This is a genomic window from Actinomadura alba (assembly GCF_014323705.1).
GTDB lineage: Bacteria > Actinomycetota > Actinomycetes > Streptosporangiales > Streptosporangiaceae > Actinomadura_C > Actinomadura_C alba.
Genome location: NZ_JABVEC010000006.1, coordinates 111,920 through 137,811, shown reverse-complemented (window position 1 = coordinate 137,811; position 25,892 = coordinate 111,920). Strand labels below are relative to the sequence as shown.

The window sequence follows — 25,892 nt, the reverse complement described above, 5'->3', positions numbered from 1 at the left end:
GCCATGGACCCTCATGTGACGGACGACTTGCGAGCGGTCGCCTGGACCGGCACCGCACTACGGCTGATCGACCAAACCGTGCTGCCCGCGCGTCTGGAGTATCTCGACGTCGAAGACGTGGACGGGCTCGTGGCCGCCATCACGACCCTGACAGTACGCGGCGCCCCCGCGCTCGGCGCGGCCGGGGCCTACGGCGTCGCCATCGCCCTGCTCCAAGGGGTGCGCGAGGGCTGGGACGAGGCGACCGCGACCGCCGCCATCGCGCGTGTCCGCGAGGCCAGGCCGACCGCCGTCAACCTGGCGGGCGGGGTCGACCGCGTCCTGCCGCACGTGAGCGGGGGCGTCGAGGCGGTGCTGGCCGAGGCCGACCGGGTCGTGGCCGAGGACCTGGCCGCCAACCGCGCGATCGGGGCGTACGGCGCCGACTGGATCCTCGCGCGGGTCGAGCGGCGGCCGCTGCGAGTGCTGACGCACTGCAACACCGGGGCGCTCGCGACCGCCGGCTGGGGCACGGCGCTCGGGATCGTACGGGAACTGCACGCGCGCGGCGTGCTCGACAGGGTCTATGTCGACGAGACGCGGCCGTTGCTGCAGGGTTCCCGGCTGACCGCCTGGGAGCTCGCGCACGAGGGCATCGAGCACTACGTGCAGGCCGACGGCGCCGCCGCGGGCACCATCCTGCGCGGGCTGGCCGACGTCGCGGTGATCGGCGCCGACCGGGTCGCCGCCAACGGCGACGTCGCGAACAAGATCGGCTCCGTCGGGGTGGCGCTGGCCTGCGCCGACGCCGGCATCCCCTTCGTCGTGGCGGCCCCGACCACGACGCTCGACCCCGGCACCGCCCGTGGTGACGACATTCACATCGAGGAGCGCGCCGAGGAGGAGATCCTCACCGTGGCCGGGCTGCGCGTGGCGCCCGCCGCCTCGCGTGCTCACAACCCCGCCTTCGACGTGACGCCCGCCCGGCTGGTGAGCGCGCTCGTCACCGAGGCCGGCGTGACTACGCCAGCCGGACACTGAACTCGAGCAGCCACTGCACCACTTCGGTGTGGTGGCGCGCTCGCATCGCGTCGTCGCCCCACGCGTACAACCCGTGGTCGGCGACGACGACCGCCGGGACCCGCGGGTCCATGGCGGCCTCGAGGCGGTCCCCGAGTACGCCCATGTCCTGACTGTTGGCGATGACCGGCAGCGTCACCTGTACGCCCTCGGCCGGGACGCCGATGCCCTTGAGCATCTCCAGGCCCTCGAACTTGATCCCGGCCGGCCAGCGGCGGCCGGCCACGACCGCGTCGACGGTGTGCACGTGCACGACCGCACCCGCTCCGGTCAGCCGGGCCACCCGCGCGTGCAGCGCCGCCTCGGCGGAGGGCCGCCGGCCGGAGTCGTCCACCGCCGAGCCGTCCTCGGCCACCACGACCACGTCAGAGCCGGTGAGTGAACCCTTGTCGAGACCACTTGCGGTCACGGCCAGACGCAGAGGGTCGCGTGCCACCACCATCGAAAGGTTGCCCGAGGTGCCGTGCATCCAGCCGAAGGAGGCGAAGCGTGCGGACTCCGCCGCCAGGACCTCCCCCGGCGCCGTCATACGAGCGCCTTCAGGGTGTCGAAGTCGGGGAAACGGCGCGAGATGTCACTGCCCGTGAACGTGCCGATCCAGCCGTCCTCCTCGTGGAAGAACCGGATCGCGGCGAAGTCGGGCACGGTGCCCATGTCGAACCAGTGCGTCGTGCCCTTCGGCACGCCGAGCAGGTCGCCGGCCTCGCACAGCACCGCGTGCACCTTGCCGTCGATGTGCAGGTAGAAGACGCCCGCACCGTGCACGAAGAAGCGGACCTCGTCGTCATCGTCGTGGGTGTGCTCGTCCAGGAACTTCGCGCGGGCCGCCTTGGCCTTGGCCCGCCACTCCGGGTCGTCGCTCGGGCGCAGCGCAACGACGTCGACCGTGGCGAATCCCTCATCCGCGATGAGCTTGTCGACCTGCTCACGGTAGGCGGCGAGGACCTCGGCCTCACCCGCGTCCGGGGCGAGCACGGCATCGCTCGCCCAGCGCTCGAAGCGGATGCCGATCTCGCCCAGCAGCGCGCCGATCCGATCCGGGTCCGACGTCTGGTCCAGGAACGTTCCAGGTTGGTCGTCATGCCAGGTGGTGAGCAGGGTCATCGGGATTCCTCACGTCCGGGGCCGGGGACCGATGCCGACCATATGCAGGGAACTACGTCAGTGTATCGACCGTCGAAGTAGGAAAAGTCAAGATGTGTGCCACTTCCCCGCTGAAACGAGTTTGTCACCCTCCATTCACTTCACGCCGGGGTTGCCACCAAACCTTCCTGCCGCGGCGTACCCTGAGGGATCTATGCAAGACCGCGATGGGCAGGACCATGGTGACCTGGCTCGTTGAACGCCCGGTGGGCGACATGCGCCCCGGCGACCACGCATGGCTGGCGTTCGCCAGCGCCGACGAGCGTGAACAGGTGGTCGGTACCTTCGTCTACGACGCGCTCAAGACCGACGAGAAGGTCGTCTACGTCACCGACGCGGGTCCCGGCGAACTGCCGGACACGCTGACGCGGCGCATCGACCCCGCCCCCTTCGCCGAGGCCGGCCAGCTGAGGCTCATCCCGCACGAACAGGCCTGCCTCAAACGCGGACACTTCGCCCCTGATCTGATGCTGCGGACACTCGAACAGGAGATCGCCGTAGCGTTCGACGAGGGATACCGCGCCGTGCGGATCACGGCCGACATGAGCTGGGCACTGCGTGAACCAAAGGGATCCGAGCTCCTGCTCGGTTGCGAGGGGTGGTTCGAGGCCGCGGTCTCGCCCAGCACGATGGCGATGGCGATCTGCCAGATCGATCCGCACAGGTGCACACCCGATCAACTCACCGCTCTCCGGAACAGCCACGAGGTCCTCGTGAAAGCGAACCCGGCATTCGATGATGGGATATTGCGCATCACGCGCACGTTCGAACCACCTGGCCTGCGCCTCGAAGGGGAGCTCGACGGGGCGCGGCACGCGGTGTTCGCCGAGACGCTCTCGTCGGTCACGGCCGTCAACCGCCAGATCCACCTCGACCTGACCAAGCTGCGCTTCATCGACCTCGGGGCACTGAACCTCCTGGCCGGCCATGCGATGCGGATGCCGGCGGGCAGCGTCCTCATCCTCGACAACCTGCCGCCCGACGTGGCCAACATCATCGAGATGGTGGGCTGGGACCGTTTCCCCGGCCTCTCGCACGGCCACCGCAACGGCAATGGGGCGTCCTCATGACCGGGCTCGTGCACCGTGCCCTGATGTACGGCGGGCAGGACGACGTGCTGCACGTGACCGTGCCCTTCCTGCGGGCCGGTCTCGAGACCGACGAGGCCATCCTGGCCGTCCTGCCCCTGGCCCACATCGAGGCCCTGCGCGACGTCTTCGGCCCCGACGCCGCGTCGATGCAGTTCGCCGACGCCACCGAGTGGTACGAGCATCCGGTCCGGACGATCGCCGCCTTCGACGACTTCGCCCGCTCGAAGGCGCCACGCCGGGTGCGTGCGCTGGCCGAGCCCGTCTGGACCGGCCGCTCCCCCGTCGAGACGGTTGAGTGGCATCGTTACGAGGCGGTCGCCAACATCGCCTTCGCCCATTACGGGGCACAGGCCATCTGCCTCTACGACAGGCACCACCTCGACGACGAGGTCATCTCCGGCGCCCTGCGGACCCATCCCGAGGTGATCGACCGGGGCGGCGCGCGAAACAGCGGCGCCTTCGTCGAGCCCACCGTCTTCAACATCGAGTGCGACCGGCCGCCACTGCCGCCGCCCCGCGGTGCCGTCGAGTCGCTGCCCATCGCGACCGTCGACGATCTGCATGATCTGCGGGCCTTCGTCACCGAACGGGCACGACGCCACGGGCAGGCCGACGGTGCGCTCGGCAACCTGCTCATCGCCGTCACCGAGGTCGCCACCAACGCACTGCGCCACGGTGCCCCGCCGATCGAGCTCAGTGTGTGGACCGAGGACGCCGCCCTGGTGTGCGAGGTCACCGACCACGGGCACTGGGGCCACGACGCCCTGCTCGGCCTGCTGCCCCCGCAGTCCGCGGCGGCCGGCGGCTTCGGGCTGTGGGCGGCCCGCATGCTGGTCGACGTCGTTCACGTGCGCACCGGCGGATCCGGCACGGTCGTACGACTCCGAACCGCACTCTGACACCCCGCCCCTGACGGGCGCACAAGGCACGTGGTCAGTCGAGTGCGTCGAGGAACTTCTCCGCCTCGCGCTCCGCCATGCCGGTCTCGCCGCGCACCAGTGCCACCGCGCCCGCGCGGTCCCCGGCCTCGGCGAGCGCCCGCGCCCGCTCCGACAGCGGGCCCGCCGGGGGCAGACGGCCGTCGCGCAGCGCCTCGCAGTAGTCCTTCGCCTCTCTGAGACCGAACCCGGTCTCCTGCCTTACGAGTTTGATCGCCTCGATGAGCCGGCCCTTGGCGACGAGTTCCTCGGCACGTTCCCGTGTCGGCGCGGGGACCATCCCGGCCGGACCGAACAGGCCCGTGGGAACCGGCCCGCCGGTGAGGCCGCCGACGGGATGACCGGCCTCCATCGCGTCGACGAGGTCCTTGGCGTCCTTGAGGCCCAGGCGGGTGCTCTCACGCACGAGCTTGATCGCTTCGATCTTGCGGCGCCGGGCGATGAGGTCTCGCACGCTCATCTCGACGTCGGACGGCAGGGCGACCTGCGGAGGCATTCGGACGACGTCGCGCCTGCGTGACTGACCGGCCATCGCGAGCAGGCCGAGCAGGATGAGGCACAGGAACAGAAACGGCAACAGCAGCAATACCCAGAAGCCAGATATGCCCACCACGTCGCTCATGTCGCCCACCCTAGATGCTCGGCGCGTGAACCCTCGCCCGGCGCGCGAGGCGTCACACCCGCGCCATCGCGGCACTACCCGGCGGGGGTGGGCAATGGATGTAGGCCGGTCACCGCCGCCACCGCGACGCCGCCGACGGCGACGGCGACCAGTGTTCTCCTGCCGCTCATGTCACTCCTCAGGGGTTCAGAATCCGTACACCCTCTGAACCCCCGTGACGCCACGCCAGGTTGTCACGCCTCCGGGTTATCTCGCATCGCCGCGGTACCGACCGATCACCGGCGCCAGGGCGCGGAAGGCCCGGCCCCGGTGGCTGATCGCGTCCTTCTCGCCGGGCGGCAGCTCGGCGGTCGTCCGCGACTCGCCGTCGGGTACGAAGACGGGGTCATAACCGAAGCCGCCGGATCCCCGCGGAGCGTCGATGATGTGCCCGTCCATGCGCCCCTCGACCACGTGCTCCTCGCCCGACGGCAGCACGAGCGCGGCCGCGCAGGCGAAATGCGCGGTACGGTGCCCGGCCGGAACATCCGCGAGCTGATCGAGCAACAGCTCCAGATTGGCGCGGTCCTTGTCGCCGGTGGCGTCGCCGAACCGGCCGGACCAGCGGGCCGAGATCACACCCGGCATCCCACCGAGCACGTCGACGCACAACCCCGAGTCATCGGCCACGGCGGGCAGTCCGGTGAACACGGCGATCGCGCGCGCCTTCAACAGCGCGTTGCCCGCGAAGGTCGGCTCGGTCTCGGGTACCTCGGGCGCACCGGGGAACTGCTCGAGGCCCGCGACGTCGAAGATCTCGGAGCCCGGCCCGTGCGCGGACCCGGCATCCCCGTCTCCCGCGAGGATCCGCCGCAGTTCCACGACCTTTCCCTGATTGCGGGTCGCCAGCACGAGCTTCATGACCGGCCGAGCGCTTCCTTCTGGATGCGGGTCAGGTCGGCGCAGCCGCCCGCGGCGAGGTCGAGCAGCGCGTCGAGCTCGGCGCGGTCGAACGGCCGGCCCTCGGCGGTGCCCTGCACCTCGACGAACTTGCCGTCACCGGTGCACACCACGTTCATGTCGGTCCCGGCGGCGACGTCCTCCTCGTAGCAGAGGTCCAGCCGGGGCTCCCCTTCGACGACGCCCACGCTGACCGCCGCGACCGAGGCGATCAGCGGATCGGCCCTGACCAGCTTGCGTTCGCGCAACCACCCGACCGCGTCGGCCAGCGCGACGTAGGCACCGGTGATCGCCGCCGTGCGCGTGCCGCCGTCGGCCTCGAGCACGTCGCAGTCCAGGATGATGGTGTTCTCGCCGAGTGCCTTGAAGTCGACGCAGGCGCGCAGCGACCGGCCGATCAGGCGGGAGATCTCCTGCGTGCGCCCGCCCAGCTTGCCCTTGACGGACTCACGGTCGTTGCGGGTGTTGGTGGCCCGCGGCAGCATCGCGTACTCGGCGGTGACCCAGCCGAGCCCGCTGTCCCGCCGCCATCTCGGCACGCTGGTCTGCACCGACGCGGCACAGAGCACGCGGGTGCCGCCGAACTCGACGAGGACCGATCCCTCCGCGTGGGAGAGCCAGCCGCGCTGGATGCCGACAGGACGAAGCTGGTCGATCTCACGACCGTCAGGGCGAGCCATGCTCCTCACCCTACCGCCCGCCGTTCCCCGCGCATTTCCGGCGTCCGCTCACGTCGAAGGCGGCGCGGAAATGGCGAATTCGGCATGTCCACGACGCCGAACGGCCGCTTGTTCGGCGAACCGGGAACGGTCAGCCCAGGTCGTAGCGCGCACCCTGCTGAGCGATCTCGATATCTCCGCGGAACCCGCTCGCCTTCGCCTCCGACAATGTGCGGTCGGTGTCATTCCATGGCAGCAGATGGGTGAGGACGAGCTTCTTCGCGTGGGCCCGCGCCGCGTGTTCGCCCGCCGTACGCCCCGTCAGATGCATGTCGGGCGGCAGGCCGGGCTGCTCGAACCAGCAGGCCTCGCACAGGAACACGTCGGCGTCGCGCGCCAGGTCCACGAGAGCATCGCATTCCCCGGTGTCTCCGGAATAGGCGAGCACCCGGCCGTCGTATTCGATCCGCATCCCATAGGTCTCGATGGGATGATTCATCCGAGCCGTGGTGACCCTGAACGGACCGATATCAGAAGGCTCCTGGGGGAACGTCTGAAAATCAAAGGTCTCCCGCATCCCCGGATCGGGATCGAGTCCGTACGCCTGGGCCATTCTGTCCGCCGTGCCCCGAGGCCCGTACACCGGCATCCTGGTCTGGCCCGGCCGCGCGTAATAGGTGCGCACGATCCAGTACCCGCACAGGTCGAAGCAGTGGTCGGGGTGCAGGTGCGAGATCAGGATCGCGTCGATGTCGTAGAGATCGTGGTAGCGCTGCAACGGACCGAGCGCGCCGCTGCCGAGGTCGATCAGCAGGGTGAACCCGTCGGCCTCGACCAGGTAGCACGACGCCGGGCTCTGCGGCCCCGGCAGGCTGCCGGAGCATCCGATGATGGTGAGCCTCACACGTATCTCCTCCTCCGAAACACGGGTCAGGTGGCGGTGGACCAGGTGCTCACGACCCGGCCGCCCGGCGTGGCGGTCTCGACCAGGTTGATCTCTGGCCCGAGGAACCGGCGGCCGAGCGCAGCGAAGATCGCGGGATCACCGGTCGCGCGGAACCGGTGCCCGGGCGCGGGAGTCGTATCCGCGCGCACCAGCCCCTGGTCGTGCAGCACTCGGTAGACGTCCTTCGCGGTCTCGTCGGCACTCGAGACCAGTGTGACCCCGTCACCGACAACGTACGAGATCACCGCGGTGAGCAATGGGTAGTGAGTGCATCCGAGGATCAGCGTGTCGCAGCCGGCGTCGATGATCGGCTGGAGGTAGGCGGTGGCGATCTCGAGCAACTCGTCGCCCGCGGTCACCCCGCTCTCCACGAACTCGACGAACCGGGGGCAGGCGACGCTGGTGAGCGCGATGTGCGGGGCGGCGGCGAAGGCGTCGTCGTAGGAACGGCTGGTGACGGTCGCGCGGGTGGCGATGAGCCCCACCCTGCCGTGCCGGGTGGCGCGCACGGCGCGGCGGGCAGCGGGCAGGATCACTTCGACGACCGGGACGTCGTAGCGCTCACGGGCGTCCCGCAAGACCGCGGCACTGGCGCTGTTGCAGGCGATGACCAGCATCTTCACGCCCTCTTCGACGAGCTCGTCGAGCATCTCGAGGGCGTAGGAGCGCACCTGGGCGATCGGCCGGGGACCGTAGGGCTGGCGAGCGGAGTCGCCCAGATAGAGGATCGGCTCACCGGGGAGTTGATCGAGGATCGCGCGTGCGACGGTCAGGCCGCCGAACCCGCTGTCGAAGATCCCGATCGGCGCGTCAGACATGGTGCACCAGGCTAAGTGACAAGTCGCCGCGTCAGTGGGACATTGCGCGCTACATCACACCGTCACACTCGCGAAATACCATCAGGGACACACATGTGTGTCCACGAACTCCGTCGGAATCGCCGGGTCGCCGCGCGACAGCTGGAGGGCGGTCGGCGGAAGCTCGCCGAGTGCCCGCTCGTGCCGGGCGCGGGCGACAGCGAGCGGCTCGCGGCCGACGACGCCGCCCTCCCGTACGAGAGGCACCAGCGGCGTGCGGTCGTGCGGCCCGGGAACGGACTCGCCGGTGGTGACGATCTCGGCCTGGGCCACGCCGCTCCCGTCGATGTGCCGGACCACCGACTTGTGCCCGCCCCGGCCCTGTTTCTCGGCCGAACGCTTGGCGACCGACCGCATCGGCGCGTCCGGGTCGGCGGAGTCACCGCGCGCCACCAGCTTGTAGACCAGCCCGGCGGTCGGCGCGCCCGAGCCGGTCACCACTGACGTGCCGACGCCGTACGCGTCCACGGGCGCGGCGGCCAGCGCGGCGATGGAGTACTCGTCCAGGTCGCCGGTGACGACGATGCGGGTCTGCTCGGCGCCCAGCGAGTCGAGGAGCTCGCGGACCTGTGCGGCCACGACCGTCAGATCGCCGCTGTCGATCCGTACGGCGCCGAGCGAGGGCCCGGCGAGCTCCACCGCCCTGCGCACGGCCCGCTCGGTGTCGTAGGTGTCGACCAGCAGCGTCGTGTCGGCGCCCAGGGTCGCCAGCTGGGACTGGAACGCGTGCCGCTCGTTGTCGTGCAGCAGGATGAACGAGTGTGCGGCGGTGCCCGCGGTCGGCACCCCGTACAGCCGCCCCGCCTCGAGGTTCGACGTGGTGCTGAATCCCGCGATGTAGGCGGCGCGGGCGGCGGCCACGGCGGCCAGTTCGTGCGTGCGCCGCGAGCCCATCTCGATGAGCGGCCGGGACCCGGCCGCGCGCACCATCCGCGCGGCCGCGGACGCGATCGCCGAGTCGTGATTGAGCACCGAGAGCAGCAGCGTCTCGAGCACGACGGCCTCGGCGAACGTCCCCTCCACCACCAGGACCGGGGAGCCGGGGAAGTAGCAGTCCCCCTCCGCGTATCCCCAGATGTCACCACCGAAGCGGTACTTCGACAGCCATTCGGCGGTCGGGGCGTCGACGACACCGCGGGAGGTCAGGAACGCCAGCGTCTCGTCGTCGAACACGAACGACTCCAGCGAGTCGAGCAGCCGGCCGATCCCGGCGACCACCCCGTACCGGCGGCCCGGCGGCAGTTGCCGGGCGAAGACCTCGAAGACCGACCTGCGGTCGGCCGTGCCGTTCTCCAGGGCGGCCCGGAGCATGGTCAGTTCATATTGATCCGTCAGCAGCGCTGTGCTCATAGGCTCTCTCCGGTCGCCCGTGCGAGGCCGTGGAGCGAGGCTCGCCGGCTCTTCCCGGGCTGAAGGTGACGGCACATGGTCCACAGGTTGAAACACTAAGGCCCCGTGTGTGCACCATAGATGGGCAGGGCCATGAGCGAAGGGAGCATGCGAACCGATGAGCACCGCGCCGGTTGAGCTCGAACGGCCGCGGTCCGACGAGGACGTGCGGCAGGACCGGCCATGGATCGCGATCGTCTGGAATGATCCGATCAACCTGATGTCCTATGTCACGTACGTGTTCCAGTCGGTGTTCGGCTACCCGCGGAAGAAGGCCGAGAAGCTCATGCTCGACGTCCACCACAAGGGCCGCGCCGTCGTGGCCAACGGCACGAGAGAGGAGATGGAACGAGATGTCGAGATCCTCCACTCCTACGGGCTGTGGGCGACGGTCAAGCAGGACGTCTGAGCGACCGGTGAGTGATCGTTCGAACCGCCGCGGGGGGACGGGCCGCCGATGAGCACCGGGTTCGAACGCGCCGGCAAGGGCGTGCGGCTCAGGCTGGAGGCCGAGGAGGTCGCCATCGTCCGCACGCTCGTGGAGCAGCTGGTGGCGCTGGTGGACGAGCGACCGGCCGGTGAGGGTGAGCTGGCCGGTTTCGGCATCGCCGAGGACGCAGAGAAGCCGGACGACCCCGTCCTCGCCAGGCTGTTCCCCGACGCCTACCGCGAGGACGCCGACGCCGCGAAGGAGTTCCGCCGCTACACCGAGGCGGGTCTGCGCGACCGCAAGCGACTCGACGCGGGCGTCGTGCTGGACGGCCTGCGCCCCGGCGAGATCACACTGGATGATGATCAGGCGCATGCCTGGCTGCGGGTGCTCAACGACGTGCGGCTGGCGCTCGGCACCCGGCTCGACATCACCGAGGAGTTCTACGACCGGCTCGACCGGCTCGACATCAGCGATCCCCGCTACCCGACGTTCGCCGTCTACGACTGGCTCACCGTCCTGCAGGAGAGCCTCGTCCGCGCGCTCTGGTGATCGCGGGAAGGCGCTTAGCCCCGGAGATCTCCGTGACCGCGATCCGACCCGCTGAGGCGGCTGCCTGCGCGGCGGACGGCCTGGATACCCTTCCAGCATGCTGACGATCGAACGTGCCCTCGTCGACAAGATCGTTGCGCACGCGCGCGCCGACCACCCCGACGAGGCGTGCGGCGTCGTGGCCGGCTCCATCGGTTCGGACACCCCCAGCCGGTTCATCGCGATGGTGAACGCCGAGCGCTCTCCGACGTTCTACCGCTTCGACTCGATGGAGCAGTTGCGGGTGTGGCGGGCGATGGACGACGCGGACGAGGAGCCGGTGGTGATCTATCACTCGCACACCGCCACCGAGGCCTACCCGTCGCGCACCGACATCTCGTACGCATCCGAGCCGAACGCCCACTATGCCCTGGTCTCGACCCGCGATCCCGAGAAGATCGAGTTCCGCTCGTACCGGATCGTCGACGGCCGGGTCACCGAGGAAGAGGTCCGCATCGTCGAGGCCGGCGGCTGACTCGGTAAACTGACCACATGCAGACGATCGAGCGGAGGCCACGCGGCTTCTCCCGTCTGTCGCCCGTGCAGAACTGCCTGTTCGGGCACTGCCGCGCCGAAGTCGTCTACGACTGTTCCTGAGGCGTTCCGCCGGCCCGGAATTCGCCGAGTGCCCCCGCCGAGTCGTCAAGCGATGGGCCGGCCGTGCCCGTTCCAACCTCCTGGTGGGGCCATGGCCCCGACCACAAGCCCGTACGAACGCTGAAGGAGACCATCGCGATGGCGATCGAGGTCCGGATTCCCACCATTCTGCGCAACCTGACCGATGGAGCCAAGGCGGTCGAGGGCAAGGGCGGCACGCTCGAGGAGCTCATCGCCGACCTCGACGCCCGTCACCCCGGCCTGCGCGACCGGCTGGTCGACGACAAGGGCCTGCGGAAGTTCGTCAACGTCTACCTCAACGACGAGGACGTCCGCTTCCTCGGCGGCCTCGACACCGAGGTGTCCGACGGCGACAACGTGACCATCCTCCCGGCCGTCGCGGGCGGCGCCGCCCACGGCCTGCGCTGAGATGCGATTCGACTCACTGCTGGACTCGCTCGGGCGCACGCCGCTGGTGGGCCTGCCCCGCCTCTCGCCCTCGCCCGGCGTGCGGCTGTGGGCCAAGCTCGAAGACCGCAACCCGACCGGCTCGGTGAAGGACCGGCCGGCGATGTGGATGATCGAGCAGGCGGAGAAGGACGGCCTGCTCGCGCCGGGCCGCACGATCCTCGAGCCCACCTCCGGCAACACCGGCATAGCGCTGGCCATGGTGGCCAAGCTCAAGGGCTACCGGCTGATCTGTGTGATGCCCGAGAACACCTCCGCCGAGCGGCGCCAGCTGCTGGAGATGTGGGGGGCCGAGATCATCTCCTCGCCGGCGGCCGGCGGCTCCAACGAGGCCGTACGGGTGGCCAAGGGGCTGGCCGAAGAGCACCCCGACTGGGTGATGCTCTACCAGTACGGCAACGAGGCCAACGCGCTGGCGCACTACGAGACGACCGGTCCCGAGCTGCTCGAGGACCTGCCGACGATCACGCATTTCGTCGCGGGCCTCGGCACCACCGGCACGCTCATGGGCGTGGGCCGCTATCTGCGCGAGCAGGTCCCGGACGTCAAGATCGTCGCGGCCGAGCCGCGCTACGGCGAGCTGGTGTACGGCCTGCGCAACATCGACGAGGGCTTCGTGCCCGAGCTCTACGACGCCTCGGTGCTGACCACCCGGTTCTCGGTGGCCGCGAAGGACGCGTTGCGCCGCACCCGTGAGCTCCTCGAACAGGAGGGGATCTTCGCGGGGATCTCCACCGGCGGCGCCCTGCACGCGGCGCTCGGGATGGCGGCCAAGGCCGTCAAGGCCGGTGAGCGGGCCGACATCGCGTTCGTCGTGGCCGACGGCGGCTGGAAGTACCTCTCCACCGGCGCCTACGGCGGCACCCTCGAGGAGGCCGAAGCCCGCCTCGAAGGCCAGCTCTGGGCCTGATCGGCGGGCGACCGGCCCGGGTCTCACCGATACTCGGGACATGACGCCGCCCGTGCTGCCGCCGTTCCACCGGCGGCTGATCGAATCCGTGCTCGGCCGGTGCGAGGAGTACGGATTGTTCCTGGCCGGGGCCTACGCCATGAAGGCCCACGGGCTGGTCGACCGGCCGAGCCGGGGGCTCGATCTCGTGACCACCGGTCCGCTGCCGGCCGGCCGGGTGGCGGCCCAGATCGCGGAGGACTACCGGGCGCGGGGGCTCGAGGTCGAGACGGCCACCGGCGACGAGGGCTCCGCCCGGCTCGTCGTCACCGACCCGGCCTCGGCCGAGTCCTGCGAGATCGACATCATGGCCGCCTCGCTGAGCGTGACACCGACCGTGCTCGGCTCCTGCCCCGTGGTCGGCTTCCCCGTGGTCGGCTTCCCCGTGGTCGGCTTTGACGACGCGATAGGGCTGAGGATGCGGGAGGTCCACGGAAGAGGCGTCGCGCGCGACCTCATCGACGCCGCCTCCCTCGCCGACATCTACGGCTTCGAGCGGCTGGAGTGGCTGGGCCGCTCACATGAGCCCGATTTCTCGCTCGAGCGGCTCGCCGCCCGGCTGGAGAGCGCCGAACTCCGCGATGACGCCGAGTTCGCAGAGTACGGGCTGGATCATGAGGAGGTGCTGCGGGTGAAGCGGTTCGCCGCGGAGTGGGCCCAGGACATCAACCTGCGCCTCCTCGAAGAGACGCCGTACGAAGACGACCCCGACGACCCATGACCGCCGGACGACCCCCGGCCCTTCCGATCCGGGTCGGTGTTCCTCAGCGGTGCCGGGTGTACGCCTCATCGAGGCCGGCGCCGTCCAGGACGTCCAGGGCGATCCGGGCGGCCACCGCGGTCCAGCCCTGACCGTCCCGTGTCAGGCGTTCCACCACGGTCCGGTCGGCGGCGGAGAGCGTCCGACGCAGTTCGTACGTGGTGTCCAGGCCGATCTCGGACCAGATCCACTGCGCCGCGATCACCGCGTCGCCCACGGCGGCGGCGTCCGCGGCGAGTTCGGCGGTGAGGTACGGCAGTCCCCCGTCGTTGGCGCCGTACGACAACGCGAGCGCGACGAGCGTCCGGCCGGCGAGGAAATCATCGGGATCGCGGTCGAGACGGGCCCCCGCGTATTCGGAGAGCTTGGTGATCGTGGGCCGGTCGTTGGCCCATCCCGCCCAGAAGTCGTCCGTGCGCGGCAGCGCGTCCAGTGCCGCCATGGCGGCGCGCAGTGTCGACACCAGGCGTTCGGCGAGGTCGGGATGCCCTACGGCGTGCGCCGTGGCTCTCAATGAGTCGGCGATCGGCGTGATCTGCTGGTCGATGTCCGCGGCCGTCACCGACCGAACGTAAATCGCCCCCGCGGGCGCCGGCCACCGAATTCGGACGGCGTGCACCCCGATGCCCCAACGACCTGGGTGGAACCCGGGAGCGGGCTTCGGGATAGAGGAGGGTGTCAGCACCCCCTGATCACGGAGGACGCATCCCATGAAGAGACGCCTATGGGCATGGTGAGTCATGCCAGAGATGAGCTGGACGATTCGAGGATCGTCGCCGCCTCTCTGGAAGACCCTGAAGCGTTCGGTGAATTGTTCCGCCGCCACTCGCCGCGGCTCCACGCGTACATCAAGCGGCGCCTCGGCCTCGTCCTCGCCGACGACCTGGTCTCGGAGACGTTCACGACCGCGTTCCGGCAGCGGGCGAGGTTCGATGGGCGCGCGGAGTTCAGCGCGTGGTTGTGGGGCATCGCCAGCAACCTGATCGCCAAGCACCATCGGCAGGAGACCCGCATGTACCGGGCGTTCGCCCGGACCGGTGTGGACCCCGCCGAGGACGGTGTCGCCGACCTGGCCAGCGACCGCGCGTCGGCCGCGGCGCTCGGCCCCCGGCTGGCGAAGGCCCTGGCCTCGCTGAGCGCGCAGGAGCGCAGTGCCGTCCTGCTGCTGGCCTGGGGGGAGATGTCGTACGCGGAAATCGCGGCGACGCTCGATCTGCCCCTCGGCACCGTCAAGACCAAGATCCACCGGGCCCGGATCAAGCTCCGCAAGACCCTCCCCGAGGAGAAGATCGATGGATGAACTCGACGCATTGCGGCAGATGCGGACGGCACTGGCCGAGCAGGAGCACCCGGACCGGATCGCCCTGCGCACCAGCTGGCGGGCCGATGTCAAGCAACGCCCTCGGCGCAGTTTCAGGATTCCGCTGGTGAGCCTGGCGGCGACGGCCGCCGTGGCCGCAGGGGCCGTGGTCGCCGTCTCCCTGGCACCAAGCGAGAGTTCGGCTCCCGGCCCTGGCAAGAACGGGGCCGTTCCTCAGAAGGGCAACGTTCTGCTGGTGGCCGCCACCAACGCGGAGAAGGCCCCGATCGGCAAGTACTGGCACACCAGGACCATCAGCGGCGAGATTCACGCGGTCGGCAAGAGCGCGGCGAACCACTACAAGGTCGATTCGAGGCAGGGGTCCGAGGTCTGGACCGACCGGAGCGGCAAGGGGCGCCAGGGCCACCTCGACCTGCCCGACGTTCCGCTCACCGCCCAGGACAAGCAGAAGTGGGAGGCGGCGGGATCGCCCAATTGGGTCCGGATACCGGACGCGGAGGGGGCGGGGCGGACGGTGGCGTTGCAAATGAACCCGCCGGCCGGGAGGCAGGCGCCATTTCGGATGCCGGCCAATGACCGATTCTTCGGTCTGACCACCGAACAGATCGCCGAGCTGCCCACCCAGCCGAAGGCGCTGGAGAAGGCCCTGCTGAGCCTCGAGGGCAACTGGCACGCGTACACCACGAAGACCGAGACGGAACCGATCCGGGCCCTGCGAGGCCAGGAGCGCGTCCGCGCGCTGAGCGATGTGGCCGGGACCCTGCTGTCCACGGCACCCGCTCCGCCCAAGGTGCGAGCGGCGGCGTTCCGGATGCTCGCGGCCCTGCCCGGCGTCAAGGCCGAGGGCGAGGCGACCGATCCGGCGGGCCGCATCGGAACGGTGATCTCCCTGCCGCTGGAGACCACCATGCCCCTGGGCCTGTTCACCGCCCCCAAACAACTCGGCACCTACCGGCGCCAGTGGATCATCAACCCCGTCACCGGCAAGCTGCTGGCCATCCGGGACCTGGTGGCGACGCCGCCGCGGGGCAGCCGGAAACTCCCCACGGGGGACGACGGCAAGCCTCGCAGTCTGACGGCCGAGAACATGCCCGACAGGTTCCACCGCCCCGGCGAGGTGGCCGCGTACCAGGTGTTCGAGGTCACCGAATGGACCAACGCGGAGCCGCCGCGCTGACACCCTGTCTCGCCCCGGCCGCCGGCCGGGGCGAGACGCGCGTTCCCCCAACCGCATCGGAACCGCAGGCCACGCTAGGCGAGCGAAGGAACCCGAGGGTTGTGCATACCGTCACTCGCCGGTGAGCCACTCCTCCGGGCGGGCGATCAGACGGGCCCGCGCGTAGGCCACGTCGAGACCCAGCACCATGTGCCCCCGGTACCCCTCACCTTCGCCTGACACGACCAGCGCCACGTCGACGCTCTCGGGCGTGGTCAACGCCAGCGGCAGCAGCAACTGCACGCGCTCGTACGCCGGGTCCCAGCACGGCACGGCGACCCGGTGACTGCGACGTACGCGGGACTCCGCTCGCCGGACGGCTCCCTCGAGGACGAGACTCGCCTGGTAGGGGTTGCTGCGCAGCGGCCCCGGCAGCACCGCCAGGCTGTCCTTGGACTCGAGGAGCTGTTTCGGCACGACCGTCAGCTCGCGCCGCCAGTCGTACACGAAATCACCCGGCTCGTCGGTGTAGGTCGCGAGGCCCGGGAGTTCCGGAAAGTGGTCGAGCAGCGTCCGGTCGCCCTCCGGCAGCCAGCCGCCCAGTTGCCAGGGCGGGCCGTCGGGGTCGGCGTTGGGCGTGAAGAGACCGTAGATGACCTCCTGCTGCGTGGTCGCCAGACCGGTGTTGAAGACGCTGTGGCCGCCGTCGGGCGAGGTCACCACGAGGCGCTGCTGCTGGAGACGCTCGAAGGTCCACTCGACGTACTCCCGCAGAACCCAGGTCTCGTCGTGCCGGGTGGCGGCGGGCCCGGCCCATCGCTCCGGCTCGGCCAGCCGGGCGAGCCGGACGAAGCCGTCGTCCTCGCCGGTGCCGGCGCCGAGATCCGCGTGTCCGTAGAGCGCGCGCTGCGGCCGACGCTGCCCCGCAGGTACGGCTCCGGGCATCGCCGAAGCACCCGGAAGCGGCGACGGCGCGCTCGGAATGGGCGATCGGCCCACCGGGCGGGCCGACGACCCGCCCGGGAGCGGCGCCTGACCCGCCGGCGGCTGGCCACCGGGGATCGGCGGCAGCGGGGTGGCGGGCTGCGGGGTGGCGGGCTCGGTCGCGGGCTGCGCCGCCGGTGCCGAGGGGTCTGCGGCGAAGTGCTGGTGCAGCCGGCCGCGATCGGTGTAGCCGGCATGCTTCGATTCGTGCAGCGTCACTGCGTCTCTCCGAGTCAGGGAATACACCAGAGTAGTTGCTCCCACATCGACCCCGTTCACCCCACCTGTCATGAACGCAACAAGTGCCGCTCGGGTACGCCCGCCGACGTCCGCATCGCGAGAGGTACAGTGCAACTCGAACGTGATTCTAGAGCCGCGGTGGAGTGTGCATGAGCAGGTTCGGTCGGGCCACGGCGGTACGACGCCTCGAAGAGGGCCGCTACCAGGCTGAACTCGACGGAGGCTTCGGCTTCGATGAGGCGCTCAACGGCGGCTACCTGATGGCCCCGCTCCTGCGCGCCGCCGTCGACGTCTCTTCGCACGCGCACCCCGTGGCGACCAGCGCGAACTTCCTGCGCGTCGCCCGGCCGGGACCCGCCGAAGTGTGGGTGGAATCACGGAAGACCGGGCGCACCGCCGCCGTCTTCCGCGTGACCCTCGCCCAGGACGACCGGCCGGTGGTCGACGCGACCGTGACCACCGGCACGCTGGATCCCGACGCGACCCCGGCCTGGTCGGGCGAGCGTCCGCCCATGCCGCCCATCGACGCGTGCGTCGCCTTCGACGCCGGTGAGCGGGACCGCGGATTCGCCGACCGGGTCGACACCCGCTTCGATCCGGCCACCATGGGATGGCTGGACGGGCGACCGACCGGACGGCCCGAGTCACGCGCCTACTTCCGGTTGCGGGAGGACCACGAGCCGGACGCCTTCGCGCTCGCGCTCGCGGTCGACGCCCTGCCGCCCGTCGTGCTCAACACGGGCTCGTCCGGGTGGGCACCGACGGTGGAGCTCACCTGGCAGATGCGCGCCGTGCCCGCGCCCGGCTGGCTGACCCTGTACGGCAGTGGCCGGCTGGTCAACGACGGCTGGTTCGACGAGGAGGTCGAGGTGTGGGACTCGGCCGGGCGACTGGTCGCCCAGAGCCGGCAGCTCGCGCGAACGGGGCGTGGCGACCGCAAGGCGCCTCGCGACTGACCAGCACGGCGACTCCGCCCGGCCGGCCGGGACATGAGACGATCTCCCCGGGGGTAGCGTCCAGTCCTGGCGGGATGACACGGGAGGCGGGCATGAGCAGAGCCTTGATCATCGTGGATGTGCAGAACGACTTCTGCGAGGGCGGGTCAATGCCCGTCGGGGGCGGCGGAGAGGTCGCCACGGCCATCTCGGGGCACGTCGCCAAGCGCCGCGACGATTACGCGCACATCGTGGCCACCCGGGACTTCCACATCGATCCGGGCGCGCACTTCGCCGCCGACCCGGATTACACCGACACCTGGCCACCGCACTGCGTCGTGGGCACGCCGGGCGTCGACTTCCACCAGAACCTGCTGCTCGCCCCGATCGAGGCGGTGTTCAGCAAGGGACATCACGCCGCGGCCTACAGCGGTTTCGAGGGCTCGGCCGACGACGGCACCGTGCTGGGCGACTGGCTGCGCGAACGTGACGTCGACGAGGTCGACATCGTCGGCATCGCCACCGACCACTGCGTCCGCGCCACCGCGCTCGACGCGGCCCGCGCCGGGTTCCGCACGAAGGTCCTGCTGGACATGACCGCGGGCGTCGCCAAAGAGACCACGGACCGGGCGCTGTCTCAGCTGCGGGCCGCGGACATCACGCTGGTCGGCGAGCCCGTCGTACGGAGCTGAGCCACCCGGCCGCCGAACCGGCCCGCACGGCGTGCGTCGACATCGCCCACGATGGGAGGTCGCATGGACGCCCCCCCGACATCCGTCATCCTGGTCACCGGGGTCTCGGGAAGCGGCAAGACCACGGTCGGCAGGGCACTGGCCGAGCGTCTCGGCTGGGACTACGCGGAGGCCGACGACTTCCATCCCGAGGCCAACATCGAGAAGATGCGGGCCGGCGTCCCGCTCACCGATGACGACCGGATGCCGTGGCTGCGCGCCATCGCGCGCTGGATCGACGAACGTCTGGCGAGAGGCGAGCCCGCCGTCGTGAGCACCTCGGCACTGAAGCGGCGCTACCGGGACATCCTGCGCCGCCCGGGGGTACGGTCGGTGTTCCTCACCGGCGACCGTGAGCTCATCAAGCAGCGCATCACCGCCCGCAAGGGGCATTTCTTCCCGGCCGAACTGCTGGAGACGCAGTTCCGTGAACTCGAGCCGCCCGAGCCCGACGAGAACGCCGTGGAGGTGTCGGTCAACGACACCCCCGACAAGGCGGTGCGGCAGATCGTCGAAGAACTGAACGTCACCGGATCGGGCGGCTGACGCGCGGCTCGGCCCGGGTCAGGCGCCTCGCCTGGTCGCCCAGTCCCGGATCTTGGCGATGCGCTTGCGCAGATCCTCGCCCGAGGCCTGGGCGGCCGGCGGCCCTCCACAGGTCCTGCGCAGCTCGTTGTGGATGACGCCGTGCGGCTGGCCGGTGCGGTGGTGCCACGCCCCGACAAGGCCGTTCAGCTCCTTGCGGAGGGCGTGGATGTCCTCGGCGGCGGTGCGGCCGGCGGAGGGGTCGTCCGGCTCGGACGCGGTGCGCTTGCGCTGGGCGGCAAATTGCTCGGCCTGCCGCTGGCGCAGCAGCTGGGTCACTTGTTCGGGCTCGAGCAGACCGGGGATGCCGAGGAAGTCCTCCTCCTCGTCGGAGCCGGGCGCGACCTGCATGCCGAACTCGCCGCCGTCGTAGAGCACCCGGTCGAACTGCGCGGACGCCTCGACCGTCTCGAACGGCAGTTCCTCTCCGATCACGTCCTTGGTGTCACGCTCGCGGTTGGCCTCGGCGAGCAGGTCGTCGTCGAGCCCGTCCTCTCGCACCGACCGGTCGAGCACGTGGTCGCGCTCGGTCTCCATCTCGGCGGCATGGCCCATGAGGGTCGGCACCGAGGGCAGGAAGACCGACGCGGTCTCGCCGCGCCGCCGCGCACGCACGAAGCGCCCGATCGCCTGCGCGAAGAACAGCGGGGTCGAGGTGGAGGTCGCGTAGACGCCCACCGCGAGCCGGGGGATGTCGACGCCCTCAGAGACCATGCGGACCGCGACCATCCACCGGTCCTCGGAGCCGGTGAAGTGCTTGATCTTCCGGCTCGCCGACGGATCGTCGGAGAGGACGACGGTGGCACCCTGGCCGGTCACGCTGCGGATCATCTTGGCGTAGGCGCGCGCGGTGTCGTGGTCGGTGGCGATCACGAGGCCGCCCGCGTCGGGCATGCCGCGGCGCACCTCGGTCAGCCGCCGGTCGGCGGCCGTGATGACCTGCCGGATCCAGTCGCCCTTCGGGTCGAGGGCGGCCCGCCACGCCTGGGCGGTCTGGTCCTGGGTGAGCGGTTCGCCCAGCGTCGCGGTGATCTCGTCGCCGGCGCGGGTGCGCCACCGCATCTCCCCCGCGTAGGCCAGGAAGATCACCGGTCGTACGACTCCGTCGGCGAGCGCGGGCCCGTAGCCGTAGGTGTAGTCGGCACGGCTGCGCCGGATGCCGTCGGGACCCTCCTCGTACATCACGAACGGGATGGGGTTGATGTCGGTGCGAAAGGGCGTGCCGCTCAGCGCGAGCCGGCGCGCGGCGGGTTCGAACGCCTCGCGCACCGCGTCGCCCCAGGACAGCCCATCGCCGGCGTGGTGCACCTCGTCGAAGATGACCAGCGTCTTGCGGTTCTCGGTGCGGCCGCGGTGCAGTGCCGGGTGCGCGGCGACGGTGGCATAGGTCACCGCGACGCCGTCGAAGTCCTTGGCGGTGCGGCCCTGCGCGTTCTTGAACTCGGGATCGAGCTTGATGCCGACCCGCTCGGCCGACTCGGCCCACTGCCGCTTGAGGTGCTCTGTGGGGCAGATCACGGTGAGTGCGGTGACCACCCGGCGGTGCAGCAGCTCCCGCGCGAGGCGGAGGGCGAACGTGGTCTTTCCTGCTCCGGGGGTCGCCACCGCGAGGAAGTCGCGGGGACCGGACTCGGTGTCGGGGCGGAAGTACAGCTCCAGAGCCTGCTGTTGCCAGGCGCGCAGGGAGGAGGCGGTCCCCCAGGCGGCCCGTTCGGGGAACGCCGGGGGCATGCTGGATGCGGCGAAAGTGCTCACGGTTGTCAAAGGCTACCGAGAGCCGCCGACAACATGTGCCGACCCGCCCGGCGATCCCCGATCGGCGACTCCGTCACAGGAGCCGGCCGGGGGCGGTGGGCACGCCGGCCTTATTCGCCGCCGTCCTTGCCGGGGGACATCGACTCATAGATCTCTTTGCACTCCGGGCACACCGGGTACTTCTTCGGGTCCCGGTTCGGCACCCACACCTTGCCGCACAGGGCGATGACCGGGGTGCCCGTCACGGCGCTCTCGGTGATTTTCGCCTTCTTCACATAGTGGGCGAACCGCTCGTGATCGCCGTCACCGTGCGAAAGATCTGGCCGGATATCACTCTCTGGAAGGATCTTGGTATCGCTCACAGCTGCAGTCTACGAGGTGCCGTGAGGCGCGAGTCAGTTCAGGCTCGGATCATCGGGAAAGGTCGCCACGAAGGCGAGATCGCCGCCCTGCCGCCGCAGCACCGCCTGCCAGAGGCGCTCAGGATCGTCCATGAAGACGTCGCGCGGCTCGCCCGGCAGGACGTACCACGCACCCTCCTCGATCTCTGTCCGGAGCTGGCCAGCGCTCCATCCGGCGTACCCGGCGAACACCCGCAGCTGGGCGACCTCCGGGGCGATCAGCGCGGGTGGGGCGTCCAGGTCGACCAGGCCGACCCTGGAGACATCGGACCCGCCGTCGAGGGCGCGCCAGCCGAGCGGTTCGTCCTCTCCGGGCACCGACGCCAGCGCCAGCGCGCTGTCGAGCGCCACCGGTCCGCCCTGGAACACGACGGAAGGCCCGGTCACGAGCTCGCCCCACGGCGGCAGCACGCGGTCGACCGGGACCTCGGTCGGCCGGTTGAGCACGACGCCGAGCGTCCCGTCCTCGTGGTCGTGCTCGACAACGAGAACGACGCTGCGCCGGAAGTTCGGGTCGTCGAGGAGCGGTGTGGCCACCAGCAGGCTGCCCACCACGATGCCGTCGTCCATGTGTCCATCATGCGGGTGAGAGGGCACGGACGGCACCTCGCGAGCCGAGTTGAGCCGTTAGGCGCTCGCGTTCACGGGGTAATCGGCAGAATACGAGCCAAGTAAAGAATGATCTAGGAAGCCCGAGCCACGCGCCGAACGAGTGCGGACGACCCCGTCCACAGGTGAGGCAGGCCCTTCCGCGTCCCCCGGACACGGAAGCAGGTGGGAGGACGCGATGCAGTTGCCCAGGGTCGTCATCGCAGCGGTCCTCTTCCTCATCGGGGCCCTCGTCGCGATCCCCGCGATCGCACGTACCGTGTCGTCGTCGGGCGACTCGGACACGCCGCCGCCGGCGGCGGCGGCCACCGCGACGGCCACCATCAGCACGTCCCCGACGACCACCCTCACGCCCAGAGCGGCGCGGACGCCGACTCCCACCCCCACGGTCACGGCCACCCGCCCGACCCGCACGCCGACGCCGACCCGCACGCCGACCCGCACGCCGACCCGCACGGCCACGCCCACACCGACGCGCACGCCCACACCGACCCGGGCGCCGGTCGTCCCGCCGCCGGTCACGCGCACGGCGACCCCGACGCCGACTCCGACGCCCACCCGGACGGTCCGGGCCCCCGCGCAGCCCCTGAACGTCACCATCGGCGGTGTGCGCTGCCCGGCCAGGTCGGTCGAGGTCACGGTGACCAACGTGGGCGGCCGGATCGAGGACTACGCGATCGAGGAGGACGGCTCGGCCACGGTCGCCGACCGGATCGGGCCGGGCGCCACCCGGGCCACCAAGATCAACCTGAGGGAGGACCGGACGACGACGGTCGCGGTGACGTGGCGGAACGAGCCGGTGAAGTCGGCCAAGCGCACGGCGAACTGCGCCAAGCCGAGTGACGCGCCCGAGAACCTGCCGCGCACCGGTCCCGAGGACGCGACGATGTACGCCAGGATCGCGACGGGCGTTGCCGCCATGATCACCGGTCTGATCATCTTCTGGTACGGCGGCATCTGGCCGCGCCGCCGCGACCCGATGTTCGAGAAGAAGGACACCGGCTGACCGCGCCGTCGGCCGTCGGCCGTGCGAGATCCCGCCGCCACGGCGGCCGGATCCCGCGCGCTCACGCCGGCGCGCCGCCCGTGGGTCAGACCTCGGTGCGGCTGCGCCCTCCGGCGGCCTCGCGGACGGCCGCCGCCACGGCCTGCGTCACGTCGGCGTGGAAGACGCTCGGCACGATGTAGTTCGGGCCGAGCTCCTCGTCGGTCACGACGGCCGCCAGCGCCTTGGCCGCGGCGAGCAGCATGGCACTGTTGACCGTGCGGCTCTGCGCGTCGAGCAGGCCGCGGAACACGCCAGGGAAGGCCAGCACGTTATTGATCTGGTTCGGGTAGTCGCTGCGCCCGGTCGCGACGACGGCCGCGTGCTCGCGGGCGTCGTCGGGCGAGACCTCCGGCTCGGGATTGGCCAGCGCGAACACGATCGCGTCGGAGCTCATCGTCGCGATGTCGTCGCCGCTGAGGATGCCCGGCGCCGAGACCCCGATGAAGACGTCGGCGTCCTTGACCGCGCCGCGCAGGTCGCCCGCATAGTTGTCGGCGTTGGTGTTCTCGGCGATCCAGCGCAGCGACTCGTCGAGGTCGTCGCGGCCGCGGTGCACCGCGCCGCGGAAGTCGCACACGGTCACGTCCCTGACCCCGGCGTGCAGCAGCAGCTTCAGGATCGCGGTGCCCGCCGCGCCGGCGCCGGCCATCGCGACCCGCACCGAGCCGATGTCCTTGCCGACGACGCGCAGCGCGTTCGTGAGCGCGGCCACCACGCAGATCGCGGTGCCGTGCTGGTCGTCGTGGAACACCGGGATGTCCAGCAGCTCGCGCAGCCGCGCCTCGACCTCGAAGCAGCGCGGCGCCGAGATGTCCTCCAGATTGATCCCCCCGAAGGCGGGAGCGATGATCTGGACGGTGCGCACGATCTCGTCGGTGTCCTGCGTGTCGAGGCAGATCGGCCAGGCGTCGATCTCGGCGAACCGCTTGAACAGCGCCGCCTTGCCCTCCATGACGGGCAGCGCCGCCTCGGGGCCGATGTTGCCGAGCCCGAGCACGGCCGAGCCGTCGGTCACCACTGCGACGCTGTTGCGCTTGATGGTCAGCCGCCGTACGTCGTCGGGGTTGCGCGCGATCGCCAGCGAGACCCGCGCAACGCCCGGCGTGTAGGCCATCGAGAGCTCGTCACGGGTGCGCAGCGGCACCTTGGAGCGCATCTCGATCTTGCCGCCGAGGTGCATGAGGAAGGTCCGGTCGCTGACCTTGTGGATCTTGACGTCCTCGACCGCCTCGACGGCCTGCACGATCGCCTCGGCGTGCTCGGTGTCACGGGTGGCGATGGTGACGTCGATGCGCAGCTTCTCGTGGCCCGCGGTGGTGACGTCGAGGGCGGAGACGATGCCGCCCGAATGCTCGACGACATGAGTGATCTGGCTTACCGCCCTGCCGCCGGCCGGAACCTCAAGCCGGACGGTTATCGAATACGACACGCTGGGCACACTGGCCACGTCGTCTGCTCCCTTGTACACGGGTACCTCGTCGGACCCGGATCATCGTCCCATTTCCGGAGACGACTGCCGCACGTCGGCCGGGCGTACGGTCATCGTCGCCGAGCATACGTGGTCGAGGGGCCCGGTCCTGGCCGCTCCCCCGGACCGGTGTCGGATCCCGCGGCAACCCGGACGGACGGCCTCAGGACACGGCCAGAGAGCACGGCCTCAGAACAGTGCCGACTGCAGCGCCTTGCGCGCCTTGATGGTCCTGGGATCCTCGGGCAGCAGCACCTCGAAGAGCTTGAGCAGGTGCACGCGGGCCTTGTCGCGGTCGTCGCCGGCGGTCCTGCGCACGGTGGAGACCAGCCGCTCGAGGGCCTCGTCGATGCGCCCGGAGACCATCTCGATATCGGCGGCCCTGGTCTGCGCCTCGGCGTCACCCGGCTGTTCGGCGGCGTCGCTGAGCGCCTTGTCGACGTCGAGGGCCTCGACGCGCCTGCTCAGGTCCACCAGCGCGAGCCCCTGCTTGGCGTGGGCGTCCTGCGGTGAGGCGTCCAGGATCTGCTGGAACGCCGTGCCGGCGGCGTCGAGGTCGCCGCGCTCCAGCGCGGCCTCGGCGTTGGCGTACTGCGAATCGGCCTCGGACTCGGCGGCCCCGCCGGCCTCGCTCTCGGGCGCGGCCTCCTGCCCCTCGGGCGCTTCGGGCAGGATGCCCTCCTGCTTCAGCGCGGCGAAGAGCTGGTCGATGGCCTGGCGTACCTGCGCCTCGGGGGCGGCACCGTTCAGGAACGGCATCAGCTGCCCGGCCACCACGACGGCCACGAACGGGATGCCGCGGATGCCCATCTGCTGGAGGTAGGCGCCGAGCTGCGGGTTGGCGTCGATGTCGACCTTGGCCAGGACCCAGCGGCCGGCGGCCTCGGTCGCGAGCTTCTCCAGGATCGGGCCGAGCTGCTTGCACGGAGCGCACCACTCCGCCCAGAAGTCCACGAGCACCGGGACGGTACGTGAACGCTCCACGACCTCGGTGTTGAAGGTGTCGTCGGTGACGTCGACGACGTAGGCGCTGCCACCGCCCGTCTGGCGTTCCTGCTTCTTCTTGGCGGCCGCCTGACGGGCACCGAGATCGATGGCACCGTGCAACGAGAAGTCCGATGAAGGCATGTGTCCATCCTGCCCCATGCGCGCCCGATCCCGTACCGACACCCGCCTCGAAGCGCCCTGCCGCGAACAAGATCGCGCCTGATGGTGGCCGCG

30 protein-coding genes and 1 pseudogene are annotated in these 25,892 nt (G+C 70.6%); 15 read left to right on the top strand and 16 right to left on the bottom strand.

The annotated features are described in order from the left end of the window. The first annotated feature begins 15 nt into the window (after nt 1-15). Entirely contained in the window at nt 16-1,020 is a 1,005-nt protein-coding gene (gene mtnA, locus HKK74_RS10665) for an S-methyl-5-thioribose-1-phosphate isomerase (RefSeq protein WP_187242974.1), read from the top strand. Here mtnA and mtnB read toward each other — a convergent pair. Beyond that, complete coding sequence (gene mtnB / locus HKK74_RS10660; RefSeq protein ID WP_187242973.1) at nt 1,001-1,588, bottom strand: methylthioribulose 1-phosphate dehydratase; 588 nt, start codon at nt 1,586-1,588, stop codon at nt 1,001-1,003. The genes mtnA and mtnB overlap by 20 nt on opposite strands. Continuing rightward, complete coding sequence (locus HKK74_RS10655; protein WP_187242972.1) at nt 1,585-2,163, bottom strand: 1,2-dihydroxy-3-keto-5-methylthiopentene dioxygenase; 579 nt, start codon at nt 2,161-2,163, stop codon at nt 1,585-1,587. Before HKK74_RS10655 ends, mtnB begins: the two co-directional genes overlap by 4 nt. 206 nt (nt 2,164-2,369) lie before the next feature. Here HKK74_RS10655 and HKK74_RS10650 point away from each other — a divergent pair, with 206 nt between their 5' ends. Together HKK74_RS10650 and HKK74_RS10645 are read left to right on the top strand one after the other, a co-directional pair. Then, nucleotides 2,370-3,272, top strand: a complete 903-nt coding sequence (locus HKK74_RS10650; RefSeq protein WP_246491418.1) for an MEDS and STAS domain-containing protein — start codon at nt 2,370-2,372, stop codon at nt 3,270-3,272. Further along, nucleotides 3,269-4,192: an anti-sigma factor RsbA family regulatory protein gene (locus HKK74_RS10645; protein WP_187242971.1), complete on the top strand. Its 924-nt coding sequence runs from the start codon at nt 3,269-3,271 to the stop codon at nt 4,190-4,192. Before HKK74_RS10650 ends, HKK74_RS10645 begins: the two co-directional genes overlap by 4 nt. A 34-nt stretch (nt 4,193-4,226) precedes the next feature. Here the strand turns inward: HKK74_RS10645 and HKK74_RS10640 are convergent, their stop codons facing one another. From HKK74_RS10640 to HKK74_RS10615, 6 genes and pseudogenes are all read right to left on the bottom strand, one after another. Beyond that, the gene (locus HKK74_RS10640) at nt 4,227-4,853 is read right to left on the bottom strand and encodes a ribosomal protein L7/L12 (protein ID WP_187242970.1); all 627 of its coding nucleotides are present in this window, start codon (nt 4,851-4,853) and stop codon (nt 4,227-4,229) included. 246 nt (nt 4,854-5,099) lie between these two features. Continuing rightward, nucleotides 5,100-5,753: an RdgB/HAM1 family non-canonical purine NTP pyrophosphatase gene (gene rdgB, locus HKK74_RS10635; RefSeq protein ID WP_187242969.1), complete on the bottom strand. Its 654-nt coding sequence runs from the start codon at nt 5,751-5,753 to the stop codon at nt 5,100-5,102. Next, nucleotides 5,750-6,472 (bottom strand): ribonuclease PH, encoded by a 723-nt coding sequence (gene rph / locus HKK74_RS10630; protein ID WP_187242968.1) that lies wholly within the window; start codon nt 6,470-6,472, stop codon nt 5,750-5,752. The genes rdgB and rph overlap by 4 nt, the downstream gene beginning before the upstream one ends. A 130-nt stretch (nt 6,473-6,602) precedes the next feature. Then, the gene (locus tag HKK74_RS10625; RefSeq protein WP_187242967.1) at nt 6,603-7,355 is read right to left on the bottom strand and encodes an MBL fold metallo-hydrolase; all 753 of its coding nucleotides are present in this window, start codon (nt 7,353-7,355) and stop codon (nt 6,603-6,605) included. A 26-nt stretch (nt 7,356-7,381) separates the two neighbouring features. Further along, entirely contained in the window at nt 7,382-8,215 is an 834-nt protein-coding gene (gene murI, locus HKK74_RS10620; protein WP_187242966.1) for a glutamate racemase, read from the bottom strand. 81 nt (nt 8,216-8,296) lie between these two features. Then, nucleotides 8,297-9,610 (bottom strand): annotated as a pseudogene (locus tag HKK74_RS10615) (nicotinate phosphoribosyltransferase); the annotation flags it as partial. A gap of 151 nt (nt 9,611-9,761) precedes the next feature. On the opposite strand from HKK74_RS10615, the gene clpS reads away from it, so the two are divergent. The 6 genes from clpS to HKK74_RS10585 all read left to right on the top strand — a co-directional run bounded on the left by clpS (nt 9,762) and on the right by HKK74_RS10585 (nt 13,399). Then, the gene (gene clpS, locus HKK74_RS10610) at nt 9,762-10,052 is read left to right on the top strand and encodes an ATP-dependent Clp protease adapter ClpS (RefSeq protein ID WP_187242964.1); all 291 of its coding nucleotides are present in this window, start codon (nt 9,762-9,764) and stop codon (nt 10,050-10,052) included. 48 nt (nt 10,053-10,100) lie between these two features. Further along, nucleotides 10,101-10,625, top strand: a complete 525-nt coding sequence (locus HKK74_RS10605; protein ID WP_187242963.1) for a DUF2017 domain-containing protein — start codon at nt 10,101-10,103, stop codon at nt 10,623-10,625. A gap of 97 nt (nt 10,626-10,722) precedes the next feature. Then, nucleotides 10,723-11,139 carry a M67 family metallopeptidase gene (locus HKK74_RS10600; RefSeq protein WP_187242962.1) on the top strand — a complete coding sequence of 139 codons (417 nt, stop codon included), beginning with the start codon at nt 10,723-10,725 and terminating at the stop codon, nt 11,137-11,139. 260 nt (nt 11,140-11,399) lie between these two features. Next, nucleotides 11,400-11,690: a MoaD/ThiS family protein gene (locus tag HKK74_RS10595; RefSeq protein ID WP_187243093.1), complete on the top strand. Its 291-nt coding sequence runs from the start codon at nt 11,400-11,402 to the stop codon at nt 11,688-11,690. Nucleotide 11,691: 1 nt separating this feature from the next. Continuing rightward, nucleotides 11,692-12,639, top strand: a complete 948-nt coding sequence (locus HKK74_RS10590; RefSeq protein ID WP_187242961.1) for a PLP-dependent cysteine synthase family protein — start codon at nt 11,692-11,694, stop codon at nt 12,637-12,639. A 40-nt stretch (nt 12,640-12,679) separates the two neighbouring features. Next, complete coding sequence (locus HKK74_RS10585) at nt 12,680-13,399, top strand: nucleotidyl transferase AbiEii/AbiGii toxin family protein (RefSeq protein WP_187242960.1); 720 nt, start codon at nt 12,680-12,682, stop codon at nt 13,397-13,399. 43 nt (nt 13,400-13,442) lie between these two features. Here HKK74_RS10585 and HKK74_RS10580 read toward each other — a convergent pair whose 3' ends face one another. Next, a complete protein-coding gene (locus HKK74_RS10580; RefSeq protein ID WP_187242959.1) occupies nt 13,443-14,000 on the bottom strand; it encodes a hypothetical protein in 558 nt (185 codons plus the stop codon). Nucleotides 14,001-14,162: 162 nt separating this feature from the next. Here HKK74_RS10580 and HKK74_RS10575 point away from each other — a divergent pair, with 162 nt between their 5' ends. Next, on the top strand, nt 14,163-14,738 hold the full coding sequence (locus HKK74_RS10575; protein WP_187242958.1) for an RNA polymerase sigma factor: 576 nt from the start codon (nt 14,163-14,165) through the stop codon (nt 14,736-14,738). Next, a complete protein-coding gene (locus tag HKK74_RS10570) occupies nt 14,731-15,936 on the top strand; it encodes a CU044_5270 family protein (RefSeq protein ID WP_187242957.1) in 1,206 nt (401 codons plus the stop codon). Before HKK74_RS10575 ends, HKK74_RS10570 begins: the two co-directional genes overlap by 8 nt. A 111-nt stretch (nt 15,937-16,047) precedes the next feature. Here HKK74_RS10570 and HKK74_RS10565 read toward each other — a convergent pair whose 3' ends face one another. Continuing rightward, nucleotides 16,048-17,118, bottom strand: coding sequence for a DUF3825 domain-containing protein (locus HKK74_RS10565; RefSeq protein ID WP_187242956.1), 1,071 nt, complete (start codon nt 17,116-17,118; stop codon nt 16,048-16,050). 170 nt (nt 17,119-17,288) lie between these two features. Between HKK74_RS10565 and HKK74_RS10560 the strand changes: the two genes are divergently transcribed. The 3 genes from HKK74_RS10560 to HKK74_RS10550 all read left to right on the top strand — a co-directional run bounded on the left by HKK74_RS10560 (nt 17,289) and on the right by HKK74_RS10550 (nt 19,351). Then, the gene (locus tag HKK74_RS10560; RefSeq protein WP_187242955.1) at nt 17,289-18,095 is read left to right on the top strand and encodes a thioesterase family protein; all 807 of its coding nucleotides are present in this window, start codon (nt 17,289-17,291) and stop codon (nt 18,093-18,095) included. A 92-nt stretch (nt 18,096-18,187) separates the two neighbouring features. Next, the gene (locus tag HKK74_RS10555; protein ID WP_187242954.1) at nt 18,188-18,766 is read left to right on the top strand and encodes an isochorismatase family protein; all 579 of its coding nucleotides are present in this window, start codon (nt 18,188-18,190) and stop codon (nt 18,764-18,766) included. A 63-nt stretch (nt 18,767-18,829) separates the two neighbouring features. Further along, nucleotides 18,830-19,351 carry a gluconokinase gene (locus tag HKK74_RS10550; protein WP_187242953.1) on the top strand — a complete coding sequence of 174 codons (522 nt, stop codon included), beginning with the start codon at nt 18,830-18,832 and terminating at the stop codon, nt 19,349-19,351. Between the two features lie 18 nt (nt 19,352-19,369). Here HKK74_RS10550 and HKK74_RS10545 read toward each other — a convergent pair whose 3' ends face one another. From HKK74_RS10545 to HKK74_RS10530, 4 genes are all read right to left on the bottom strand, one after another. Next, entirely contained in the window at nt 19,370-21,121 is a 1,752-nt protein-coding gene (locus HKK74_RS10545; protein WP_187243092.1) for a DEAD/DEAH box helicase, read from the bottom strand. A 134-nt stretch (nt 21,122-21,255) separates the two neighbouring features. Beyond that, nucleotides 21,256-21,507 carry a DUF3039 domain-containing protein gene (locus tag HKK74_RS10540; RefSeq protein ID WP_187242952.1) on the bottom strand — a complete coding sequence of 84 codons (252 nt, stop codon included), beginning with the start codon at nt 21,505-21,507 and terminating at the stop codon, nt 21,256-21,258. A 33-nt stretch (nt 21,508-21,540) separates the two neighbouring features. Beyond that, entirely contained in the window at nt 21,541-22,116 is a 576-nt protein-coding gene (locus HKK74_RS10535) for a YqgE/AlgH family protein (RefSeq protein ID WP_187242951.1), read from the bottom strand. Nucleotides 22,117-22,173: 57 nt separating this feature from the next. Then, nucleotides 22,174-22,794 carry a hypothetical protein gene (locus HKK74_RS10530; protein ID WP_187242950.1) on the bottom strand — a complete coding sequence of 207 codons (621 nt, stop codon included), beginning with the start codon at nt 22,792-22,794 and terminating at the stop codon, nt 22,174-22,176. 1 nt (nt 22,795) lies between these two features. Between HKK74_RS10530 and HKK74_RS10525 the strand changes: the two genes are divergently transcribed. Beyond that, nucleotides 22,796-23,161 carry a hypothetical protein gene (locus HKK74_RS10525; RefSeq protein WP_187242949.1) on the top strand — a complete coding sequence of 122 codons (366 nt, stop codon included), beginning with the start codon at nt 22,796-22,798 and terminating at the stop codon, nt 23,159-23,161. A gap of 85 nt (nt 23,162-23,246) precedes the next feature. Here the strand turns inward: HKK74_RS10525 and HKK74_RS10520 are convergent, their stop codons facing one another. Beyond that, the gene (locus tag HKK74_RS10520; protein WP_187242948.1) at nt 23,247-24,650 is read right to left on the bottom strand and encodes an NAD-dependent malic enzyme; all 1,404 of its coding nucleotides are present in this window, start codon (nt 24,648-24,650) and stop codon (nt 23,247-23,249) included. Between the two features lie 210 nt (nt 24,651-24,860). After that, the gene (locus HKK74_RS10515) at nt 24,861-25,799 is read right to left on the bottom strand and encodes a tetratricopeptide repeat protein (protein WP_187242947.1); all 939 of its coding nucleotides are present in this window, start codon (nt 25,797-25,799) and stop codon (nt 24,861-24,863) included. Between the last annotated feature and the right edge of the window lie 93 nt (nt 25,800-25,892).

Bases quoted from the DNA above. Each gene is read 5' to 3' on its own strand.
- mtnB (WP_187242973.1), bottom strand. From the start codon at position 1,588: ATGACGGCGCCGGGGGAGGTCCTGGCGGCGGAGTCCGCACGCTTCGCC.
- HKK74_RS10655 (WP_187242972.1), bottom strand. From the start codon at position 2,163: ATGACCCTGCTCACCACCTGGCATGACGACCAACCTGGAACGTTCCTG.
- HKK74_RS10650 (WP_246491418.1), top strand. From the start codon at position 2,370: ATGGGCAGGACCATGGTGACCTGGCTCGTTGAACGCCCGGTGGGCGAC.
- HKK74_RS10645 (WP_187242971.1), top strand. From the start codon at position 3,269: ATGACCGGGCTCGTGCACCGTGCCCTGATGTACGGCGGGCAGGACGAC.
- HKK74_RS10640 (WP_187242970.1), bottom strand. From the start codon at position 4,853: ATGAGCGACGTGGTGGGCATATCTGGCTTCTGGGTATTGCTGCTGTTG.
- rdgB (WP_187242969.1), bottom strand. From the start codon at position 5,753: ATGAAGCTCGTGCTGGCGACCCGCAATCAGGGAAAGGTCGTGGAACTG.
- rph (WP_187242968.1), bottom strand. From the start codon at position 6,472: ATGGCTCGCCCTGACGGTCGTGAGATCGACCAGCTTCGTCCTGTCGGC.
- murI (WP_187242966.1), bottom strand. From the start codon at position 8,215: ATGTCTGACGCGCCGATCGGGATCTTCGACAGCGGGTTCGGCGGCCTG.
- clpS (WP_187242964.1), top strand. From the start codon at position 9,762: ATGAGCACCGCGCCGGTTGAGCTCGAACGGCCGCGGTCCGACGAGGAC.
- HKK74_RS10605 (WP_187242963.1), top strand. From the start codon at position 10,101: ATGAGCACCGGGTTCGAACGCGCCGGCAAGGGCGTGCGGCTCAGGCTG.
- HKK74_RS10600 (WP_187242962.1), top strand. From the start codon at position 10,723: ATGCTGACGATCGAACGTGCCCTCGTCGACAAGATCGTTGCGCACGCG.
- HKK74_RS10595 (WP_187243093.1), top strand. From the start codon at position 11,400: ATGGCGATCGAGGTCCGGATTCCCACCATTCTGCGCAACCTGACCGAT.
- HKK74_RS10590 (WP_187242961.1), top strand. From the start codon at position 11,692: ATGCGATTCGACTCACTGCTGGACTCGCTCGGGCGCACGCCGCTGGTG.
- HKK74_RS10585 (WP_187242960.1), top strand. From the start codon at position 12,680: ATGACGCCGCCCGTGCTGCCGCCGTTCCACCGGCGGCTGATCGAATCC.
- HKK74_RS10575 (WP_187242958.1), top strand. From the start codon at position 14,163: ATGGGCATGGTGAGTCATGCCAGAGATGAGCTGGACGATTCGAGGATC.
- HKK74_RS10570 (WP_187242957.1), top strand. From the start codon at position 14,731: ATGGATGAACTCGACGCATTGCGGCAGATGCGGACGGCACTGGCCGAG.
- HKK74_RS10560 (WP_187242955.1), top strand. From the start codon at position 17,289: ATGAGCAGGTTCGGTCGGGCCACGGCGGTACGACGCCTCGAAGAGGGC.
- HKK74_RS10555 (WP_187242954.1), top strand. From the start codon at position 18,188: ATGAGCAGAGCCTTGATCATCGTGGATGTGCAGAACGACTTCTGCGAG.
- HKK74_RS10550 (WP_187242953.1), top strand. From the start codon at position 18,830: ATGGACGCCCCCCCGACATCCGTCATCCTGGTCACCGGGGTCTCGGGA.
- HKK74_RS10545 (WP_187243092.1), bottom strand. From the start codon at position 21,121: ATGCCCCCGGCGTTCCCCGAACGGGCCGCCTGGGGGACCGCCTCCTCC.
- HKK74_RS10535 (WP_187242951.1), bottom strand. From the start codon at position 22,116: ATGGACGACGGCATCGTGGTGGGCAGCCTGCTGGTGGCCACACCGCTC.
- HKK74_RS10515 (WP_187242947.1), bottom strand. From the start codon at position 25,799: ATGCCTTCATCGGACTTCTCGTTGCACGGTGCCATCGATCTCGGTGCC.